Source organism: Micromonospora sp. NPDC049274 (assembly GCF_040678875.1).
Taxonomy (GTDB): Bacteria; Actinomycetota; Actinomycetes; order Mycobacteriales; family Micromonosporaceae; genus Micromonospora.
Map to the genome: position 1 here is coordinate 256,537 of NZ_JBFAQS010000007.1, position 17,246 is coordinate 273,782.

At 71.4% G+C, this 17,246-nt stretch carries 13 protein-coding genes; 7 read left to right on the forward strand and 6 right to left on the reverse strand.

From position 1 onward, the window contains the following. Positions 1-22: 22 nt before the first annotated feature. From AB0K10_RS16175 to AB0K10_RS16190, 4 genes are all read right to left on the reverse strand, one after another. Positions 23-394, reverse strand: coding sequence for a metalloregulator ArsR/SmtB family transcription factor (locus AB0K10_RS16175; protein WP_007461709.1), 372 nt, complete (start codon positions 392-394; stop codon positions 23-25). Positions 395-601: 207 nt separating this feature from the next. Continuing rightward, positions 602-2,068 (reverse strand): PepSY domain-containing protein, encoded by a 1,467-nt coding sequence (locus AB0K10_RS16180; protein ID WP_363684072.1) that lies wholly within the window; start codon positions 2,066-2,068, stop codon positions 602-604. A gap of 246 nt (positions 2,069-2,314) precedes the next feature. Next, positions 2,315-4,372 (reverse strand): copper resistance protein CopC, encoded by a 2,058-nt coding sequence (locus AB0K10_RS16185; RefSeq protein ID WP_363684074.1) that lies wholly within the window; start codon positions 4,370-4,372, stop codon positions 2,315-2,317. 162 nt (positions 4,373-4,534) lie between these two features. After that, complete coding sequence (locus AB0K10_RS16190; protein ID WP_363684076.1) at positions 4,535-6,037, reverse strand: FAD-binding oxidoreductase; 1,503 nt, start codon at positions 6,035-6,037, stop codon at positions 4,535-4,537. 359 nt (positions 6,038-6,396) lie between these two features. Between AB0K10_RS16190 and AB0K10_RS16195 the strand changes: the two genes are divergently transcribed. The 4 genes from AB0K10_RS16195 to AB0K10_RS16210 all read left to right on the forward strand — a co-directional run bounded on the left by AB0K10_RS16195 (position 6,397) and on the right by AB0K10_RS16210 (position 12,140). Next, the gene (locus tag AB0K10_RS16195) at positions 6,397-8,190 is read left to right on the forward strand and encodes a thiamine pyrophosphate-requiring protein (protein ID WP_363684078.1); all 1,794 of its coding nucleotides are present in this window, start codon (positions 6,397-6,399) and stop codon (positions 8,188-8,190) included. A gap of 106 nt (positions 8,191-8,296) precedes the next feature. After that, the gene (locus AB0K10_RS16200; RefSeq protein WP_363684080.1) at positions 8,297-10,732 is read left to right on the forward strand and encodes a molybdopterin oxidoreductase family protein; all 2,436 of its coding nucleotides are present in this window, start codon (positions 8,297-8,299) and stop codon (positions 10,730-10,732) included. 3 nt (positions 10,733-10,735) lie between these two features. After that, positions 10,736-11,194, forward strand: a complete 459-nt coding sequence (locus AB0K10_RS16205) for a hypothetical protein (RefSeq protein ID WP_363684082.1) — start codon at positions 10,736-10,738, stop codon at positions 11,192-11,194. A gap of 241 nt (positions 11,195-11,435) precedes the next feature. Further along, positions 11,436-12,140, forward strand: coding sequence for a GAF and ANTAR domain-containing protein (locus AB0K10_RS16210; RefSeq protein WP_363684084.1), 705 nt, complete (start codon positions 11,436-11,438; stop codon positions 12,138-12,140). Between the two features lie 78 nt (positions 12,141-12,218). On the opposite strand, the gene AB0K10_RS16215 is transcribed toward AB0K10_RS16210, so the two are convergent. After that, positions 12,219-13,418 carry a zinc-dependent alcohol dehydrogenase gene (locus AB0K10_RS16215; RefSeq protein ID WP_363684086.1) on the reverse strand — a complete coding sequence of 400 codons (1,200 nt, stop codon included), beginning with the start codon at positions 13,416-13,418 and terminating at the stop codon, positions 12,219-12,221. 395 nt (positions 13,419-13,813) lie between these two features. Between AB0K10_RS16215 and AB0K10_RS16220 the strand changes: the two genes are divergently transcribed. Both AB0K10_RS16220 and AB0K10_RS16225 read left to right on the forward strand, forming a co-directional pair. Next, complete coding sequence (locus AB0K10_RS16220; protein ID WP_363684088.1) at positions 13,814-14,560, forward strand: GAF and ANTAR domain-containing protein; 747 nt, start codon at positions 13,814-13,816, stop codon at positions 14,558-14,560. A 114-nt stretch (positions 14,561-14,674) separates the two neighbouring features. Further along, a complete protein-coding gene (locus AB0K10_RS16225; protein ID WP_363684090.1) occupies positions 14,675-15,187 on the forward strand; it encodes an STAS domain-containing protein in 513 nt (170 codons plus the stop codon). 186 nt (positions 15,188-15,373) lie between these two features. On the opposite strand, the gene AB0K10_RS16230 is transcribed toward AB0K10_RS16225, so the two are convergent. After that, positions 15,374-16,420 (reverse strand): polysaccharide deacetylase family protein, encoded by a 1,047-nt coding sequence (locus tag AB0K10_RS16230; RefSeq protein WP_363684092.1) that lies wholly within the window; start codon positions 16,418-16,420, stop codon positions 15,374-15,376. A 204-nt stretch (positions 16,421-16,624) separates the two neighbouring features. Here AB0K10_RS16230 and AB0K10_RS16235 point away from each other — a divergent pair, with 204 nt between their 5' ends. After that, on the forward strand, positions 16,625-16,897 hold the full coding sequence (locus AB0K10_RS16235; protein ID WP_363684094.1) for a hypothetical protein: 273 nt from the start codon (positions 16,625-16,627) through the stop codon (positions 16,895-16,897). Positions 16,898-17,246: the final 349 nt, after the last annotated feature.

The following is a 17,246-nucleotide window of genomic DNA, read 5'->3' on the forward strand; positions in this document are numbered from 1 at the left end:
CCGAAACCGGTGCGACGGTCGCTCAGCGAGTCTTTTTCGTCGGCCGTTTGCGCGGCGGCGTCAGCAGGTCGGCGATCGCCGCGATCGCCGACGGCACGATGCGGTAATACGCCCAGACGCCGCGCTTCTCGCGCTCGATCAGACCGGCCTCGGTGAGAATCCGCAGGTGATGGCTCACGGTCGGCTGAGAGAGGTTGAGTGGCGCGGTGAGGTCGGTGACCGAGGCCTCGCCCTCCGGGGCGGCCTGGATCAGGCTGAGCAGTCGCAGTCGGGCCGGATCGGCGAACGCCTTCAGCACCCCCGCGAGCCGCTCGGCATCCGCGCGTTTGATCGGCTCACCGGCGAGCGGTGAGATGGCAGGCATGGCAGTCTCGGCAGTTCCCACGACAGCCATCGTTCCACCTACCTGGGGAATAGAGCAGCGGAACCGGACAAATCCCCGAGCCGATGATGTGCTCATCACGACACCATCGACGCGTGTCACGGCCCCGACACGCCTCCGGCGCGCTCACCGGAGGCGCGGCGTGGACGACGAGCGGCGCCCCCGGCGAGCTGAGACCGGCTCCTCCTGGTCACGGTGCCCGGGATCGGGCCGGTCCGATCAGTGCCCGGCCGGCGCCGGGGAGACGGGTGCCGAGGCGGGACGTCGACGGCGAGACACCGCGCCGACCAGGACGTCGACGATGAGGAAGGCGAGCAGGCTGAGTCCGAACAGGGGCAGGGCCCAGCCGACCGCCGTCGTCATCACCACGCCGAGCAGGAGCGTCCAGAGTGGCAGCGCACGGACACCGCCACGGGCCGGTGGGGTGCCGGCGAGCGCCCGTCGATCGGTACGGGTCGGACGTCGCTGCCACCACATCCGGTAACCCCACACGATGACGCAGAGCAGCCCGAGAGCGAGCGCGGCGAGCAGGATCTGGTTGACCGGGCCGAAGAGCACGCCCATGTGGGCCTGGGTGCCGAGGCCGCTCAGCTGCGCGAGGAGGGGCCAGTCGGCGAAGTCGCTGCGGGCGGTGATCGTACCCCCGCTGCTGTCGACGGCGACCCGGTCCTTCGCGACCGGCCAGGTGTTGTCGGTCTGGGTGACGGTCCAGGCCGAACCCGGTTCCTGCGCGGGGGTGATCTCGACCGGCCCGGAGAGGTCGGCGCTACGGGCGGCCGTCAGGACCCGGTCGAAGGCCGCCGATTCGACGGCCCCGTCCGTGGAGGCGTCGCCGTGGTGGTGGCCACCGCCGGTCTCCGCCGCCGCGGCGGTGAGACTGGTGGAGATTTCGGGAGACCGCGCGTCGAGCGCGTCGAGGCCGGCGCCGAAGTTGGCTCCGGCATAGCGGGACCAGGTCAGTCCGGTCGCCGAGAGGAACAGCAGGCCGATGACCAACCAGATGCCTGTCGTCGCATGCCACCCCCGGGTACGACGGACACCCCTGGTGGTGGCCAGGTTCGGCACGAGCAGGTGCCGTGCGGCGGACCGGGAGGCGCTGCGTCGTCGCCACCACAGGATGACCCCGCCGAGGGCGAGTACCCAGAGCCAGCTCGCCGCGAGCTCCGAGTAGTGCCTACCCACCACGCCCAGGTGCAGGTTGCGGTGCAGGTCGTCAAGCCAGGTGGTGGCCGGGGTGGAGCCGAACCAGGTGGTCAGCTGGCCTCGAACCTGCGCGGTGTACGGGTCGACGTAGACGGTGTGTCGCTTCTCGCCGAGTTCGGGAAGGGAGAACGCCACCCGGGTGCTCCGGTCGCCGTCCCCCGGCGCGACGGTGGCGATGCTGCCGGAGGGGTGCGCGGTCCGGGCGGCGGCGACCTGCTCGGCGAGGGGGAGTGGACGGTCGCGGCCCGGGGCGACAGTCAACCGATCGCCGTACAGGGCGGCGTCCAGTTGCGGGGTGAGCGTGTAGGCGAGCCCGGTCAGCGCGGCCACCACCAGGAACGGCGCGACGAGGATGCCGGCGTAGAAGTGCAGCCGGAGCAGCAGCGCGCCCAACGGTGAGGGACGCCGGTTCGGCGGGGACGAGGGCGCCTCGGGGGTGCGGGGTTGCGGCAGCGGCGTGCCGGACAGCTCGGTGAGAGACATGTTTTTCCGATCGGGATTGTCGGGAGGTGCCCGAGGGTGCCTCCCGTACTGGCGATGTGCCCGGTGTGATCTGTCGTGGCCGCGGCCCTGTGAGGTAGTCGGGGCGTGACCCCGTGTGGTTCCCGCGACTTTCCGGACCCTATCGGGGCACGGCGGCGCGTACCGGCTGGTGAGCCGCGCCGCCGCGACGGCGGACGGGCGGCCGTCCGGGTGATCCCGGCGCCGCCCGTCCGTGTGGACCCGCTGTCAGGGCAGGTTGATCGTGTACTCGGCGGTGTGGACCTTCCCGTCGACCTGGAAGTCGAAGAATGCCCGGTACCGGCCGGAGCTGGGGACGGTCAGCCAGAACGCGACCGTCCCGTCGACGAGTTCCTGTTCCGGGTGGACGTGCACGTACCCGAGGTCACCCTCGCGGACCACGACCAGGTGCCCGTACGCGCCGAGGTACCGCTGCGGCTGGACCGGCCCGGCGGCGTCGGTGCGCGTGAGCTGGAAGCGCACCGGCGCCGTCACGCCGGCCGTGGGCGTTCCGGTCATCGACACAGTGAACGGCCCGACCGTCGCCTGCGGCTGGGCCGGCGGCAGGGCGGCCGGGGCGTACGCCCCTGGCACCTGGTGGTCGACGCCCAGCACGAGGGGCACCTGTCGACCGTCGGGAGCGGCGACGGAGAAGTCGGCGAAGACGCGGTAGCCGCCCGGCCGGGCCAGGGTCAGCGGGACGCTCCAGGTGCCGTCGGGCGCCATCGTCGGGTGCAGGTGTTGGTAGCCGCCCAGGTCGCGACCCACCACGATGAGGTGCAACGGCTTCTCGTGTACGACGGCGAAACGCGTCGCCGGCTGCCGGTCGGTTCCGACGATCCGGAACCGGTAGTCCGCGCGCACGCCCGGCGGTTGGGTCCGCTCCAGCGGCTGCAACGTGTAGCCACCGGCGCTGACCGTCGTCCCGGTCGCCAGGGTCTCACCCGCGCTGACGTCGCCCGGATGCGAGTGCGGCCCGGTTCCGGGCGCGTGGTCGTGCCCGGTGCCGGCCGACAGGGCCTCCCCGGAGCTGCTCGGTACGCCGCCGGGGGCCGCGGGTCGGCGTGCGTCACCGGTGGGCGACGCGTCGCCGGTGCCGATGCGGGCGAGCCCGAAGCCGGCCAGCAGGGCCAGCACCAACCCACCGACGAGCAGCGCCAGGTGGGTGTTGGTCAGCCGTGACCCGCGTACCGCTGTGGTGTCCTGCGTGTCGGGCTGCGACCGCTCGACGGGCGATGCGTCCTCCGGTGTGGCCAGGGCCTGCGCGGTCGGCGTCGGCCGTGGCGCGGACTCGACCGCGACCGAACTCCGGGTGCCGGCGAGCGCGCCGCTCCCACGTGCCGCGGGTACGACGACGCCTCGCTGCCGGCCGCCGGAACCGCCCGCCGCGCGACTGCCGCCGGTGGTCGCCGGGCTCTTGCCTGTGGTCGCCGGGCTCTTGCGGGTGGTCGCTGCGTTCCTGCCGGCGGCGGACTTGCGTGCCGAGGGTGCTCCGCGACCACCCCGGCCGGCCGGAGCCTTCGACGCGCGTGCCCGGCCAGTCGGTCGACCGGCGGGGGACGTGCGACGACGCCAGACGACGAGCCCCGCCACCGCCGCGAGGGCCGCGACCGCCCCGCCGATCCAGACCACCGCGCCCGGGCCGCTTCCCTCATCCGAGGGCACGGCGGGGGCCGCCTGCGGTGTGCCCGTCGGCCCGGCCGGTGCGGCCGAGGCCACCGGCTGCTGCCCCGAGGACGCGTGCTGGTCGATGGCGGCCAGAAGCGCGGGGTCGGGCTGCTGAGTCGGCGGTTGCCACCCCTGCGGCGCCTTGGTCGCCCGGCCGGTGTAGCGGAACGTCATGGTGCCGCGCACCGCGTCACCGTCGGAGGCCACCGACAGATAGCTCACCGAGTACTGGCCGGCCGCCGGCAGGTGCGCGACAGACACCACCGCCGGAAAGCCCGTCGTGTACTCACGAGGCTGGAACTGGCCGTCGACCAGGAAGTACTCCCGCACGGGCTTGGTCAGCGCCTTCGGCTCCCCGTACGTCCAGCCGTTGTCGACACGGACACCGTTCGGCGCGGTGACAGTGAAGTACGCGTTGGCGCCGACCTTCTCCGTGAAGTAGAGCGCCACCGACGTCAACGGCTCCCGCAGCGTGGCGCCGCTCTCCGGGGTGGACATCGCGAGCGTCCCGTGCGCTGCGGCGGGCTGGGCGGACGCGAGGAGAGTGACCGCCGTGGCGAGGGCGAGCGCGAGCAGGCCCGCGACCGGCCGGCCGAAACTCTGAGGGAGACGACGCATCTGAATATCCTCACCGGGGTGAGGCTTTGTTCACAAGAAGCTGATCTTTTTTCCTGAACGGCGAAAGTTGGCCGCGCTGCGCACAGCCGATGCCGCGAGAGGTCACTACCGTTGCTGCGGCCTCGACCCCGGGCCACACGACGCGTGGCCCGGGGTCGTCGCTCAGCAGGTCGCGGGTGGGATGCTCTGCTCGTACTGGAAGACGTTGTGCGGGTCGTACTTCGCCTTGATCTTGCGCAGTCGGTAGAAGTTGGACCCCCAGTAGGCCGACTCCCACTCCGCCATCCCGATGTTCGGCACGTTGACGTAGGCGCCGTCGACGTACGGCCGCAGGGCCTGGCTGAACTCGGCGATCCAGGTCTGGGCGACAGGCGTGAGGGCGTCCCCGCTGTCCGGCTCCCCGCGCGTGCCCCAGCCGACGCCGGGCTCGGAGTAGAAGAGCGCGTCGCGGTGCGGGAACGCGGAGCCGCCGCGGGGTTCGTGCGCCTGCTTCCCCCGGCCGAACGCCTGGAGGAAGAAGTTGCTGTCGTCCGTGGGCGCGTCCTCCATGAAGGCGCGGACCACGCTTATCGCCTTCCTCGGGAACGGCTGGTTGGAGAACTGCGAGAAGAACTTCCAGTTCGCGGGCTCGTCCGCGGTCGGGATCTGGAAGCCGTTGTAGATCTCGCCCCAGCCTCCGGTCTGCACGGTGACCTCGGGGTTGCCGATCGAGAGGATCGGCTCCAGCAGCTCCCTCGCCTCCGCCTCCGGGCCGTCGGCGAGCACCGCGAACAGCAGGATCGCAGACTTGTGGATCTCGACCTGGGTCCCCAGGCGGTAGTCGGTGAACGGAGCGATGCGCTGCCAGGTGTCGAAGATCTCCTCCAGGTCACCGAGGCTGTCCCAGGTCGCCTGGACGTAGGCGACGCTGCGCAGCGGTGTCACCCGATAGGTGAGCGAGGTGACGATTCCGAAGTTGCCGTTGCCCGCGCCGCGTAGGGCCCAGAGCAGGTCCTCGTGGTTGTGCAGGTCCACCTCGATGGCCTTCGCGCCGTTGCTGCCCCACGCGACGACGATCTCCGCCCCGATCAGGCTGTCGCAGGCCATGCCGAGGTAGCGGGTGAGGAACCCCAGACCGCCGCCGAGGGTCGCGCCGGACAGGCCCACGCTTCCCTCCGTGCCGGTCGTCACCGCGAGGTCGTGCTCGCCGAGCGCGGTGACCGCCTCCAGTTGATTGAGCCCGGCGCCCACCCGTGCGGTGCGGCTCGCGTAGTCGATGTGTGTCGACTTCAGCTCGCTCACGTCGATCACGATGCCGTTGTCGACGTTCGACCAGCCCTCGAGGCTGTGCCGGCCGCTGCGCACCCGCAGCGCTACGTCGTTCTGCCGCGCCCAGGTCAGGGCGTTGACCACGTCCTGGGTGTTCTGCGCGAAGACGATGACCAGCGGGTAGCGGACGAACAGCTCGTCCCAGCCGAGGCTCGCGTTCGCGTACCCGGGATCCTGGGGGCGGACGATGCGCCCGGTCAGCTCCGCCGGGGGACACTCGGCGGTGGAGGACGGACCCGGGCCGCCGTCGGCCGCGAATCCGGGGGTGCCGGCGCCCACGATGCCGGGGAACACGGCAGCCCCCGCGCCGACGGCCGCCGTCGCCTTGAGTACTTCGCGACGAGATAGGTCGCGCATGGTCCGATCCTCTCGAAGTGGGTGACGCCAGCGATCGACCAGAGTGGCTCTGGTTCGGTGGCACGAAACTCACGGTATTACGGGAGAGTTATTCGGAGATGAGCCTTTTTGTCCGAAAACCCGGTCGAGTGATCAGGGCGGCCTGCCGGCCGTCGACCGGGACGGGGGGTCGCTGCCGCCAGGGCTGGCGGTTCGGCCCTCCCCGTCGGCGGCCGCGTGCGCGGCGTTGACCTGCTTCGACTCGCGGCGCCGGCGGCGGCGGACGACCCGCCGAACCTCGATCGTCGGCGTCTGCCTGGTTTGGCGCTGTGGATCGGGGTACCGCCCCAGGTGGACAGCGGCGAGGCGAGGAGACGGCGATGGCGGATGCGACGGTGTCGGACCTGGTGGTGGCCCGGTTGGCGGACTGGGGTGTGGATCGTGTCTTCGGCTACTCCGGCGACGGCATCGACGGGGTGATGGGGGCGCTGCGCCGGGCCGGCCGGCCCGAGTTCGTGCAGGCCCGACACGAGGAGACGGCCGCGTTCATGGCCTGCGGTCACGCGAAGTACACCGGCGGCCTGGGGGTGTGCCTATCGACGCAGGGGCCGGGGGCGGTGCACCTGCTCAACGGCCTCTACGACGCGCGGCTGGACTCCCAGCCGGTGCTGGCCCTGGTCGGCCAGCAGGTGACCTCGGTGCTGGGCAGCGGATACCAGCAGGAGATCGACCTGGTCCGCCTGTACGGCGACGTGTGCGCGCAGTTCGTGCAGACCGCGTACACCCCTGAGCAGTTGCCCATGCTGCTGGACCGGGCGATCCGTACCGCCCTGGCGACCCGCAGCCCGACCTGCGTCATCCTGCCGCACGACGTGCAGACCGCCCCGGCCCCGGATCTCGGCGCGCACCAGCACGGAATCATGGTGACCAACCCCGGGCTGCCGGTGCCGGAGCTGCGGCCCCGCCCGGACGACCTACGTGCCGCCGCCGACCTGCTCGACGCCGGGCAGCGGGTGGCGATCCTGGTGGGGCAGGGCGCCCGCGCCGCCGCCGACGAGGTGGTCGAGCTTGCCGAGGCGCTGGGCGCGGGAGTGACCGCCTCGCTGCTGGGCAAGCCGGTGCTGGACGAGGCGTTGCCGTTCCACACCGGAGTGATGGGCCATCTGGGCAGCACCGCCAGCAGCGCGCTGATGAGCGAGTGCGACACCCTGCTCATCGTCGGCAGCAACGACCCCTGGTCGGAGTTCTATCCGGCGCCGGGGCAGGCCCGGGCGGTGCAGATCGACATCGACGGCCGGCGTCTCGGGATGCGCTACCCGGTGGAGGTGCCGCTGCTCGGCGACGCCGCCGAGACCATCCGGGCGCTGCTGCCGCTGCTCACGCCTCGCACCGACCGGAGCTGGCGGCAACGGGTCGAGGGCGAGGTGGCGCGCTGGCGGGACATCGCCCGCCGCCGGGCGACCGCCGAGGTCGAGCCGCTCAATCCGCAGTACGTCCTGCACGCTCTCACCGACCGGCTGCCCGGCGACGCCCAGGTGTCGGTGGACGTCGGGTCGGTCGTCTACTGGTACGCCCGGCACCTGCGCCTGCCCGTCGGCGTCGACGCGCACCTGTCCAGCACCCTGGCGTCGATGGGTTCGGCGCTGCCGTACGGGCTGGCCGCGAAACTCGCCGCGCCGCAGCGCCCGGTGGTGGCCCTCGCCGGGGACGGCGCGATGCAGATGAACGGGCTGGCCGAGCTGCTCACCGTCGCGCACCGGTGGCGGGACTGGGCGGACCCGCGCTTCGTGGTGCTGGTGCTGCACAACCGCGACCTGGCCGAGGTGAGCTGGGAGCAGCGGGAGATGGAGGGCGACCCGCGTTTCGTCGACTCGCAGCGCCTGCCCGACGCCCCGTACGCCCGCTGGGCGGAGCTGCTGGGTCTGCACGGCGTCCGGGTCACCACCCCGGGCGAGGTCGACGCTGCCTGGGACCGCGCGCTGTCGGCGGACCGACCGACGCTGATCGAGGCGGTGGTGGACCCGGCGATCCCGTTGCTGCCGCCCGCGCAGCCGTACGAGAAGGTCGCCAGCATGTACCGGGCGCTCGGCCGGGAGGACACCGACCTCAGCCGCCGGGCGCTGGCGCACCTGCGCCGCGAACGAGCCACCGAGGGCTTCGACGACCCGCGGTGACGGTCGGCAGGTGTGCGGATCGGGATCGCGGGGACATATCTCCCGAGTTCGGGCCCCGGGTCCGCCGCGGTGGGTAGTACCGGGGAGTCGTCGGAGGGAGCGCGTCGTGGTTGATCGGATCGCCGAGCCGTGGGGTGAGCGGACGCCGTACGGGCCGGGGGACGAGTGGCCGGTGCGGGTGGACCGCTATCTGGCCGACGGGCGTACCGAGGCCGACGTGGACCGGTGGGTGCAGTCGGCGTCGGTGCTGCACTCCAACGGCGACGCCATGGACATCGCGGTGGCCGACGGGCGGATCGTCGGCGTGCGGGGCCGGGCGGTGGACCGGATCAATCGGGGTCGGCTCGACCCCAAGGACCTGTACGGCTGGCAGGCCAACAACAGCCCGGACCGGCTGACCCGACCGTTGGTCCGCGACGGTGACCGTCTCGTCGAGACGGACTGGGACACCGCCATGGGCCGGATCGTGGCCCGCTCGCGGGACCTCCTCGACGCGCCGGGCGGGTGGGGACGCTTCGGCTTCTACACCTCGGGTCAGTTGTTCCTGGAGGAGTACTACACGCTTGGCGTGATCGGTAAGGCCGGGCTGGGCACACCGCACATGGACGGCAACACCCGGCTGTGCACCGCGACCGCGGCGGCGGCGATGAAGGCGAGCTTCGGTACCGACGGGCAGCCCGGGTCGTACACCGACGTGGACCACTGTGACGCGATCGCGCTGTGGGGCCACAATGTCGCCGAGACGCAGACGGTGCTGTGGATGCGGATGCTGGACCGGCGACGCGGGCCGAACGCTCCGGCGATGCTGGCCGTGGACCCCCGAGCCACCCCGGTCGCCCGGGAGGCCGACCTGCACCTCGCGGTCCGCAACGGCACGAACGTCGCCCTGCTGAACGGGTTGCTCCGCGAGATCATCAGACGTGGCTGGTACGACAGCGACTACGTCGACGGGCACACCATCGGCTTCGACGAGCTGTGCCGGATCGTCGACGGCTACCCACCGCACCGGGTCGCCGACATCTGCGACGTGCCGGCCGCCGACGTGGAGCGCGCCGCGGAGATGCTCGGCACGTCACAGCGGCTGCTGTCGACCGTGTTGCAGGGCTTCTACCAGTCGAACCAGGCCACCGCCGCCGCCTGCGCCGTCAACAACCTGCACCTGCTCCGAGGCATGATCGGCCGCCCCGGCGCCGGGATCTACCAGATGAACGGCCAGCCGACCGCGCAGAACACCCGCGAGACCGGCGCCGACGGCGACCTGCCCGGCCTGCGCAACTGGGCGAACACCAGCCACATCGAGGAGCTGGCCCGGCTGTGGAACGTCGAGGTCGACACCATCCCGCACTGGTCGCCGCCGACGCACGCCATGCAGATCTTCCGGTACGCCGAGCAGGGCTCGATCAAACTGCTGTGGATCAGCGCCACCAACCCGGCGGTGTCGTTGCCGGACCTGGCCCGGATCCGGCGGATCCTCGCCAAGCCGGACCTGTTCGTGGTGGTCCAGGACCTGTTCCTGACCGAGACCGCCGAACTGGCCGACGTGGTGCTGCCGGGTGCCACCTGGGGCGAGAAGACCGGCACGTTCACAAGCGTCGACCGGACGGTGCACATCTCCGACAAGGCCGTCGACCCGCCCGGCGAGGCGAGGTCCGACCTGGACATCTTCCTCGACTACGCGCGCCGGATGGACTTCCGTGACCGCGACGGGCAGCCGCTGATCCGGTGGACCGGCCCGGAGGAGGTGTTCGAGGCGTGGAAGGAGTGCTCGCGCGGCCGGCCGTGCGACTACACAGCCATCACCTACGCCAGGCTGCGCGGCGGATCCGGCATCCAGTGGCCCTGCACGGACGAGCACCCGGACGGCACCGAGCGGCTCTACACCGACGGGGTGTTCCACACCGACCCGGACTACTGCGAGACGTACGGCCAGGACCTCGCCACCGGCGCCGAGTTCACCGAGCCCGAGTACCGGGCCAAGGAACCGAACGGGCGGGCATTCCTGCACAGCGTCGACTACCAGCCCTCGCCCGAGGTGCCCGACGAGGACCACCCGATGCTGCTCACCACCGGGCGGACCGTCTACCAGTTCCACACCCGCACGAAGACCGGCCGCGCGCCGCAGCTCGACCGGGCGGCACCTGACGTGTGGGTGGAGCTCAACCCGGCCGACGCCGACCGGCTCGGCATCGCCGAGGGCGATCTGGTCGGCGTCTCCTCGGCGCGCGGCGGCATCCAGGCCCGTGCCCGGCTCTGCGGCATCCGCCCCGGCGTGGTGTTCCTGCCGTTCCACTACGGCTACTTCGATCAGGACCCCGCCGACTGGCTCCCGCGGGCGGCGAACGAGCTGACCATCACCGCCTGGGACCCGGTCTCCAAGCAGCCTCTCTTCAAGGTGGCCGCCGTCGCCGTGACGAAACTCGCCGACGGGCGGGGCGTACCCTCGCCGGCGCCGACGATCGGCGGCAGCGCGCCGCCTGCGGACGCCGACGTGCCCGCGACCGTCGGCGGGCCGACCGCCGAGGCCACCAGCGGGAAGGAGTGAGCCGTGCATCTCGCCCACTATCTCGGCCTGCTGCACCGCGCCCAGGTCACCCTCGCCGAGGCGTTCCGGCAGGTCGGCGACGCGCACGCCGAGGAGCCCGACGTCCACCACCTCTGCCATCAGCAGGCGAGGCGCTGTGCCGCGCACGCCGAACGCCTGCGCCCGTTCGCCGCCCGCTACTCCGAGGACGCGCCCGCCGAACCCGACCGGCTGCACTCGCAGTTGTTCACCGGCACCCGCACCGGCGGCATCGGTCTGCTCCGTGATCTGCAGGACCTCTACCTGATGGCCGCCGAGTGCGACATCACCTGGACCGTCGTGGGCCAGGCCGCCTACGGCGTCCGCGACGAGGACCTGCTCGCGGTGGTGCGCGACTGCGAGGGTGAGACCGCCATGCAGCTCACGTGGCTGCGGACGCGAATGAAGGCCGCCGCGCCACAGGCGCTGGTCGTGGCGGACTGATCGGGTCGCTGCTCAGGGAACGCTCGGCGGGCCGGGCGAGTACGGTAGGAGACCTGTAGCCCACGTTCGAGGTATCGGCGTGGCGAACCGGCGTCAAGAAACGGCGTGGGTCCCGGCTCCGCCACGGCGGGCGTCGTGCAGCGGCCCGCCCAGGCGAGCTGCCATTCGCGCGTCTGCCGAGCTGTTGCTGTGTCGCAGGGGCGCGCACCCGCCGTGAGGACCTGCCGTGGTGACCCACCCGATGTCGGACCCTACCGACGCCTTCACCGAACTCGGCCGCATCAATCTCGGCGAGGTCGGTCTCGACGATGTCCTGCAACGCGTCGCCGAACTCGCCAAGCGCGTCCTGCCCATGCCGGTGGAGGTGTCGGTCACGCTGGCCCGCAACGGCGTCGGGCACACCGCGGCGTCCACCGACGAGCTGACCCGGGATCTGGACGAGCGGCAGTACGCCCAGGGACGCGGCCCGTGTCTGGATGCCGCCGCCAGCGGCCACATCCTGCCCATACCCGACCTCCAGGCCGAGGATCGGTGGCCGGAGTGGGCCGAAGCGGGAGTGCGAGCCGGGTTCGGCAGCTCGTTGTCGATCGGCCTGCCGATCCAGGAAGCCGTCGTCGGAGCGCTCAACGCCTACGCCCGTACCCCGTACGCCTTCGACGAGGACACGGTGGTGATCCTGGAGACGTTCGCGGCGTACGCGGCGGTCGCCGTGGCCCACGCCCAGCTCTACGACAGCACCGCCAGCCTCGCCCGGCAGATGCGGGACTCGATGACCAACCGTGCGGTCATCGAGCAGGCCAAGGGCGTCGTCATGGCCGAGCGGCGGTGCACACCCGCCGACGCGTTCGCGGTCCTGGCGAGGGCGTCGCAGGACTCCAACCGTACGGTGCGCGACGTGGCCCAGGCCCTTGTCGACCGGGCAGCCGAGGTACAGGTTCCTTCCTGACCGGGCGTGGGGACGAGTGCGCCCGGCACGGAGCGCCGGACCCTGACGGATCCGGCGCCGCGCGGCGTGGTCGGTGGCTCAGACCGTGAGGGCGACCTTCAGCCAGCCCGGGTCCCGGTCCTGGAACTGGCGGTACGCCTCCAGCACGTCACCTATCGGTTCGTGCTTCGTCAACAGCCGCGCCGGGTCGACGGTGCCATTGATGACCAGTTGCAGCAGCTCAGGGATGTAGCGGCGGTGGTGGCAGTTGCCGCTGCGGATCGTCAGGTTCTTCATCATCGCCTCGCCGAACGGCCAGGTCGTGACGGTCTGCGGGTAGACGCCGATCACGCCGAGCGTGCCCGCCTTCGCCACGGCCTGCACCGCCCACCGCGCGGCGAGGCTCGGCGCGTCACCCGGCGCCCACGCCGGGTCGGTCTCCGGCGCGACCTGCTGGACCTCGCTGTCGAGCTGCTGGGCCTGCTCGTCGGTCTGCTCGGTGGCGGGACCCTCGGCGGGACGTTCGGCGTCCACGCCCACGGCGTCGATGACCTTGTCGACGCCGATCCCGCCGGTCATCTCGAGGATGGTCTGCACCGGGTCCTCGGCGTTGAAGTTCACCACCTCGGCGTGCTGGGCGCGGGCCATGGCGAGCCGGTCCTCCAGCCCGTCCACGGCGATGACCCGTCCGGCGCCCTGCAGGTACGCCGACAGGACGGCGAGCTGACCGACCGGTCCCGCGCCGAACACGGCCACGGTCTCGCCGGGGCGGACGTCGGCGAGGCGGGCGCCGAACCAGGCGGTGGGCCAGATGTCCGACAGCATGATCGCCTGCTCGTCGCCGACCTCGTCGGGGATCGGCACCAGGCCGACGTTGGCGTAGGGCACCCGGGCGTACTCGGCCTGCAGGCCGTCGAAACCGCCGGCGGCCTCGGGTCCGCCGAAGAACGCGGTGCCGGCGCGCTTGCCACCGGGGTTGGCGTTGTCGCACTGGGCGAAGTAGCCGGCGCGACAGTACGAGCAGTAGCCGCAGGCGATCGTCGATGGCACGATGACCCGGTCGCCGGGGGAGAGGTTGCGGACCCCGGACCCCACCTCGACGACCTCGCCGACGGCCTCGTGACCGAGGACGACGCCGGGGCGTAGGCCGGGCATCGTGCCCCGCACCATGTGCAGGTCGGTGCCACAGATCGCGCTGGTAGTGATCTTCACGATCGCGTCGGTCGGATCCTGGATCTTCGGATCGGGCACGTCGGAGAACCGGATGTCCCCGACGCCGTGCCACGTGACGGCCCTCATCGGATGTCCCTTCGTCGGCTTGCTGCACCGATCACGTACCCACCTGCGCTCGCCGAAACCACCCACGCCCGACTGGCGGTGGCGACCGTGCCGGCCCCACTCCACCGTGGACGTCGCCGTCCGACCCGCGTTCTCGGGCGCTCGGCCGACGCCGCCCGCTCCCGCCCTGCCAGCCGATCCACCTGCGCGTTCCGGGCCATGTCGGGCGGCGTCGTATAGTGATCAGGCAGCCGACGCCCGGTGCGTCGGCGAGTCAGCGTCCAGCAGCGGCGCGACCGGACTCGACCGACGAGTTCGGTGTGGCGCCCCGTGTCCACGGTGCGCCATCACCACGCGCGCTGCCGACGCCACCTCGCAACCGGTATGCGCCCCGGGCTCCGAGGGATCTTGACGTCATGGCACAGCGACCGGTTGATCCCGCCGAGGCGTTCTTCGAGCTTGGCCGGATCAAGCTCGGCGAGACCGACCTGTCCGGAGTGCTGACCCGGGTGTCCGAACTCGCGCAACGGACGATTCCCGGCGCCGAGGAGGTGTCGGTGACGCTGATGCGGCAGGAGGGGGCGCACACCGCCGCCTTCAGTGGCGAGATGGCGCTGCGACTCGACGAGCTGCAGTACGAGTACGACCAGGGCCCGTGTCTGGACGCGGCGAGGGAGTCCATCGTCGTGTCCGTTCCGAACATGTCCGTCGAGGAACGCTGGCCGCGCTGGGCGCCGCGAGCCGTCCTGGCCGGGGTCGGCAGCTCACTGTCGATAGGCCTGCCGATCCGGGAGTCGGTGCTCGGCGCGCTGAACATCTACGGTGACACGCCCGCCGCCTTCGACGACGACGCGCTCACCCTGGCCCAGACCTTCGCCGGGTACGCCTCCATCGCCCTGGCCAACGCGCACCTGTACGACAGCACCGTCACCCTTGCCGCGCAGATGCAGTCGGCGATGCAGAGCCGGGCCGTCATCGAACAGGCGAAGGGCATCATCATGGGCGAGCGGCGATGCACCGCCGACGAGGCCTTCGCCATCCTCGCGAAGGTCTCCCAGGACTCCAACCGGAAGCTGCGCGACGTGGCCGCCACTCTGGTGGAACGGGCTGCCCGTCCCGCGAGCCCGAGACGCGACCGCGGTGTTTCCGGTCACCTGCCATGAACGTACGGCCTGCCGACGAGTCGACTGGCGGCCAGCGGAAATCCTTATTACGGTGTCATTGGGTCAAGTCACGCGCCCGTCCTGTTCAGGATCCCCAACGGGAGGCGTGTGCCCATGACCGACCGCGTAGAGATGGCGCTCCAGCCTCCGCAGACGGCACCGACGACCCGGGCCGCTCGTCGCCACCCGGGTGGGTTCTGGGCTCCGGCCGTTCCGGAACGGCCCTTCTCGGTGGCTCGCTACACCGAGCCCACCGACTCGTCTGCCGCCTTCTCCGCCGACCGGCTGATCGTCGCCCCGGCGGGTTATGTCGACATGGACACCGCCCCGCTGCTGGCGGCGGCGCTCCACAACGCCCTGGACAGCCATCCCGACGTCTGCTGCGATCTCACCGCTGCCGACTTCTTCAGCGCCGCAGGGGTGCACGTCCTACTCCTGGCCGGCGACCGGGCGAAGCGGGGCGGATCCCGCTTCTCGATCCGAGGTGCCGCTGGCATCACGAGGCGTGTACTGCGGATCACCCAGGTGGAGCACCTGTTCGCCACGCTCGACGGGCCCGCGGAGGCGCCAGATCGGCCGGCTGCGCCGCAGGCAGGGCTCTCCGACATCTTTCGAAGGATCGAGTGAATCGTGATCATGGATGTCGCGCCGACACGGCAGAGGTGAGCCGCCGCGAAACTGCGTCCCCACCTGACGGCGTAGGCGGTCGCCGGATTTCCGCGCCGGTCCGTCCGCCCCCTGTCGCTGGGCGTCGGACAACGGCTCCGGTCCTGCGTGGCGCCCGGGCCGACGCCACGCAGGACGGCCGCGGTGTCAGCCGGCCGTGCAGGAGCGGATCTGCGGTCGGGCGCCGCTGTTGCCGTTGAACATCGTGGTGAAGCCGAACGTGTTGCCGCCGCCGTTCGGGCGTACGGTCATCACGTTGCCGCTGCTGTCCCAGCTGGCGGTGCCGTTCCAGATGGTGGAGACCTTCTGCGGCGCGGTGAGGGCGACGACCACGGTCCAGTTGCTGCTGCCGCTGACGGTGACCGAGGTGTTGTACCTGTCACCCCAGACGTTCGGCGTCGTCGCCGTGGCGGTGCAGCTGCCGCCGGACGGTGGCGGGGTCGTGCCGGTGGGCGGTGGAGTCGTGCCGGTGGGCGGCGGAGTCGTGCCGTCGGGTGCGACCGCGCGACCGGTGGACGGCGAGATCATGCCGGGGCAGAGGTTGCGGCTGGTCAGGTTGGCCACGATCTGGCCGATGGCGTCCCGGGTGTTCTGGATCCCGTCGTGCATGAGGATCACCTGGCCGGCCTGGAGACGGCTGGCGTTCGACACGATCTGGCTGACGCTCGCGCCGTTCCAGTCCTGCGAGTCGACATCCCAGATCACCTGCCGCATCCCGAGCGACGAGGCGACCGACTGGAGGGTCGAGTTCGTCTCCCCGTACGGCGGCCGGAACAGCTGCGGTCGGCTGCCGGTCGCCGACTGGATCGCCGAACTCGTCTGGGACAGGTCGGACTGCATCTGCGACTGACTCATCGACGTCATGTGGGCGTGACTCCAGCTGTGGTTGCCGACCCACATGCCGGCGGCGACCTGCGCCTGCGCCGCCGACCTGTTGTTCTGCGCGTTCTGCCCGATGTTGAACATCGTGGCCCGTACGCCGTTGGCGCGCAGCACGTTCAGCAGGGCGCTGGTGCTGCCGGTCGGACCGTCGTCGAAGGTGAGGCCGACGTAGCCGTTGCAGGTGGCGGCGCTCGACGGTGTCGCCGTGGCCACGACGACGACGCCGCATGTCGCGACGGCGGTGGCGAGGATGGACAGCACCGCACGGAGTCGCCTCGACCGTACGAGCGTGCCAGCGGAGACAGTGCTCATCTGTGCTCCTTCTACCGGCCCGGACGCGCCCGGTGTGCGCGGGCAGCCAGTCCGGTCCGGACGGGTGGGTGGTGGTGGGGAGATCGACCGAACTCGTCATGGCGGAGATCGCATCGATCGGAATGGATCGGAGTATTGCAGCGGGAATTCCGAGGCGTCAACAATTTCCGGAACCCCCGTCGATGGCCGTCGGCGGTTGCCCGCATGTCCGACCCGACGCGGAGCAGCCACGATGCCGCCACGACGATGCCCCAGCCTCCCGACGCAGAGGTCAGCCACCCTCCGATCCGGGTCAGTCATGCGGCCATGATCCGGAAATCCACCGAAAGTATCGGCCGGAGCCGGTGGATCGGCGACGGCAGCGTCATGGAAGAAGCAGTTGCCGAACAGAGGATCACAGCCGTGGCCAGGGTCGACGGGGCGCAAGCCGGGGCAGTGCCCGGCAAGCCGATCCGCGGTTTTTCCGGTAAACGTTGACAGTGTCCCGAGGTTCTCCCAATACTGTCGCCATCGACAGACCGGGACGGATGTCGATTCGGGTCGCTCGCGGCGACCTGGCCTGCCGGGCGGCGACGGCGGGCGGCCGGACCCCTGGCCGACGGTGTTTCGCAGGGCGAGCCGACCGCCGGCCGGGCCGCCCCGCACGGCGGTCCGGCCGGCGCGGGGATCACCGTGATCACGGCGTGCGGTGGCGGCGCGTCCTGTTCCGACCTCGGACGGTGACCCCGATGATCGGGTTTGTCCTCGATGGAGCGAGATCGTTGACAGGTGCCGCGACGCAATCTTTGATTGTCGATGTTGCTTCCTCGTCGGTCCGGTCGGACGC

What these genes read in the sequence shown, in the direction of transcription:
- AB0K10_RS16175 (WP_007461709.1), bottom strand. Translation starts at nt 394, where the DNA reads ATGGCTGTCGTGGGAACTGCCGAGACTGCCATGCCTGCCATCTCACCG.
- AB0K10_RS16180 (WP_363684072.1), bottom strand. Translation starts at nt 2,068, where the DNA reads ATGTCTCTCACCGAGCTGTCCGGCACGCCGCTGCCGCAACCCCGCACC.
- AB0K10_RS16185 (WP_363684074.1), bottom strand. Translation starts at nt 4,372, where the DNA reads ATGCGTCGTCTCCCTCAGAGTTTCGGCCGGCCGGTCGCGGGCCTGCTC.
- AB0K10_RS16190 (WP_363684076.1), bottom strand. Translation starts at nt 6,037, where the DNA reads ATGCGCGACCTATCTCGTCGCGAAGTACTCAAGGCGACGGCGGCCGTC.
- AB0K10_RS16195 (WP_363684078.1), top strand. Translation starts at nt 6,397, where the DNA reads ATGGCGGATGCGACGGTGTCGGACCTGGTGGTGGCCCGGTTGGCGGAC.
- AB0K10_RS16210 (WP_363684084.1), top strand. Translation starts at nt 11,436, where the DNA reads ATGTCGGACCCTACCGACGCCTTCACCGAACTCGGCCGCATCAATCTC.
- AB0K10_RS16215 (WP_363684086.1), bottom strand. Translation starts at nt 13,418, where the DNA reads ATGAGGGCCGTCACGTGGCACGGCGTCGGGGACATCCGGTTCTCCGAC.
- AB0K10_RS16220 (WP_363684088.1), top strand. Translation starts at nt 13,814, where the DNA reads ATGGCACAGCGACCGGTTGATCCCGCCGAGGCGTTCTTCGAGCTTGGC.
- AB0K10_RS16225 (WP_363684090.1), top strand. Translation starts at nt 14,675, where the DNA reads ATGACCGACCGCGTAGAGATGGCGCTCCAGCCTCCGCAGACGGCACCG.
- AB0K10_RS16230 (WP_363684092.1), bottom strand. Translation starts at nt 16,420, where the DNA reads ATGAGCACTGTCTCCGCTGGCACGCTCGTACGGTCGAGGCGACTCCGT.
- AB0K10_RS16235 (WP_363684094.1), top strand. Translation starts at nt 16,625, where the DNA reads ATGTCCGACCCGACGCGGAGCAGCCACGATGCCGCCACGACGATGCCC.